The organism is Citrobacter sp. wls615 (assembly GCF_005281355.1).
Classification (GTDB): domain Bacteria; phylum Pseudomonadota; class Gammaproteobacteria; order Enterobacterales; family Enterobacteriaceae; genus Citrobacter; species Citrobacter werkmanii.
Window position 1 is genome coordinate 1 of record NZ_SZXM01000095.1, and the last position, 2,495, is coordinate 2,495.

Annotated in this window: 4 protein-coding genes; all 4 read right to left on the minus strand. The window is 45.1% G+C overall.

The features are described from left to right. Positions 1 to 70 precede the first annotated feature (70 nt). The 4 genes from csgG to csgD are packed head-to-tail and all read right to left on the minus strand — an operon-like array spanning position 71 to position 2,416. Complete coding sequence (gene csgG / locus FDX04_RS24075) at positions 71 to 904, minus strand: curli production assembly/transport protein CsgG (protein WP_003036082.1); 834 nt, start codon at positions 902 to 904, stop codon at positions 71 to 73. A 25-nt stretch (positions 905 to 929) separates the two neighbouring features. Further along, positions 930 to 1,343, minus strand: a complete 414-nt coding sequence (gene csgF, locus FDX04_RS24080; RefSeq protein ID WP_042309252.1) for a curli production assembly/transport protein CsgF — start codon at positions 1,341 to 1,343, stop codon at positions 930 to 932. 25 nt (positions 1,344 to 1,368) lie between these two features. Further along, positions 1,369 to 1,761: a curli production assembly/transport protein CsgE gene (csgE, locus tag FDX04_RS24085; RefSeq protein WP_042309250.1), complete on the minus strand. Its 393-nt coding sequence runs from the start codon at positions 1,759 to 1,761 to the stop codon at positions 1,369 to 1,371. A gap of 4 nt (positions 1,762 to 1,765) precedes the next feature. Then, a complete protein-coding gene (gene csgD / locus FDX04_RS24090) occupies positions 1,766 to 2,416 on the minus strand; it encodes a biofilm master transcriptional regulator CsgD (RefSeq protein WP_042309248.1) in 651 nt (216 codons plus the stop codon). Positions 2,417 to 2,495 lie beyond the last annotated feature (79 nt).

Here is a 2,495-nt window from a genome sequence, read left to right on the forward strand (position 1 = left end):
AGCTGGGGGTTTTCTGTGCACAATAAAAAGCGTGAGGATCCTCTCACGCTTTTTATGCCGTAACGATCTATCAGGATTCTGGCGGTACCGACATATGGCGGTATTTAACCAGGATGTCATTATCAACTTGTTTCTTATCCTGCAAATCCCACAATCCGCGATCTATCCCGTCATTAATCAGGAAGATAACGCCGGTTTCAATTGCTGACATCAGGCAAAGCATAACCGGTTCGTTGGAGGTATAACCAATTTCACCCTCCAACAGACGCTGGTAGTCAATGAAGCGGAACACCCCAGCCTGCACTTCATAAGACAGAATGGTTTTGCTGGTATTCACCGATGAGAGGATCTCACCGGTGCTGACGTTAACCACGCGCAGGTTTACCGCTATCTGGTCAAGCTGGTATTGCGTATCGGCGCCAATACCGAAATAGCGCGCGCCGACCCCCCCTGATTTAACGTTGCTTTCATAACCGATAATTGACCCTTCCACCATGACGTTTGCAGCGGTCAGGGACTGGAGTGGGATCCGGTTATTAATGGCAACTGTACCGTTTTCCTGAGCCGCGCGAATGATTTTTCGTTCGTTAAGCAAGTTCTGTAACCCCTGACGTTCCAGCGGGACGAACCAACGAGAATCTTTCAATGCGGTGACGAGCATAGCCGTGGCGCTTTGCGGAACGGCGGTAGAGAAGTTACTTGCCGGGTAAGGTTTAAACTGGCCAGTCTCATCCTGAATGTTGTATACCGACACAAATATCTTACCTGTAGGCATAGGCAGATGCGTCAAATCTTTATAGCTTTGGGCTCGGGGCATTAACGTCGGCTTAGCGGCCTCTTGAGGCGGGGCGGTTAAGCATCCGCTGAGTAAAATTACTGCCACCATGATAAGTAAGCGCTGCATGATTTTTTCCTTTCGTGGCTATAATTTAGAAATCGGTTGATTGATTTTGCAAACCCGAAACTTCAATAGTCGACGTTTTCCCTGTTTTCCTGTCCGTGACATTCAATTGCAGTTGCCCATCCCGGTTGGCGATATCAATGATAAAATCATTGGTTACCATCCTCCCCGGTTTACCGGTATTGATATTAGTGAGTAAACCACCGAGTATTTGCGACTGAATAGCTTGAGTAAAATTATCCAGTGCTGATGGGACTTCAACCCCGAAATCATCACCGCTCGGATCTTTATACGAGTTCTGCGCCTGGGCGCTATTTAATAAAAAAGAACCGTTGTTTGGATTGCCACCAAAGTTTGGGTTGCGGAACTGGAACGTCATGTTTCCGGCCCAACTTAATGGTGAAATTAGCATGAGCAAAACCACTGCATGTTTGACACGCATGAAAGCCTCCGGACAAAATCATGTTTTAGAATTCATCACGCGCTAAATCGCTTGTGCTTAATAGTGTTTGATCTATTTGCCGGCGATTTAATGCTTCCTCAGTTTCTGCCAATGCGAAGACCACTATTTTGTCGAAGTCTCTTTTCGTCGGGAATAAAAAGGTCTGGAAGATAACGTCCTGATTGACCGTTATAGTAATCCAACTTCCCCAACGTGCACTGGGCCTTTCATTAATGGTTAAGTTTCCTGTGTACTCGCTTTCCCACTTGTCACTAAAGGCCCTATAAAAATCATGGCCAATGGAAGAGACCGTGTGGTCAGTCAATAGTCCGGGAACCTCCACTTCTACAGCCGCGTGTAGATTCCCGGCAGCAAGGACTAAATTTGCTGCCACAATCCAGGTCAAATAGCGTTTCATGGCTTTATCGCCTGAGGTTATCATTGGCCCACGAAACCGCCTGCGTACGATTTTTGACAGCTATCTTTTTGAAAAGGTTATAAAGATGTGTTTTCACCGTATTTTCACTGATAAATAGTGAGCGCGCGATTTCAATATTTGAGGCACCGATACGTAATTTATTAAGGATCTCTTTTTCACGGTGAGTCAGTAATGCCGACTCCGTGCTGTTGTAACGATAGTTACCGGAATGTGTGATCAGGTAGCTGGCGAGCTTTTGCGAAAAGTAGCATTCGCCGCGCAACACACCTTGCAAGCCGCTGACTACACGTTGTTCATCTTCGGTTGCGTAAAATACACCATTGATATGCGGCCAGTTTTCAATATCCCGATAGGGATAATCATCTGGGGTATTCAACAATAAAGTCTTTATATTGTTGTTTTTTCTGCTCAAATTATCTTGCCAGTAATGGATCAGTTTTTTATCTGCCTCCATCATATCCATTAAAACAATGCAGCTGGAGGAAATATCATCCAGAGATCGTTGAATATTATGCAATTTTCCGGTTAGCGCCAGTGATTGCTTTAAGTGCTGTAATAACGCAGTTGCCTGCAGCGAAGGTTTAGTGATCAACAATAATGTATGACCATGAATACTATGGACTTCATTAAACATGATGAAACTCCACTTTTTTTAGTCGCACACCTGACAGCTGTCTCTACTAAGGAAGGTGCGAACAAGTTCCTGATATGAG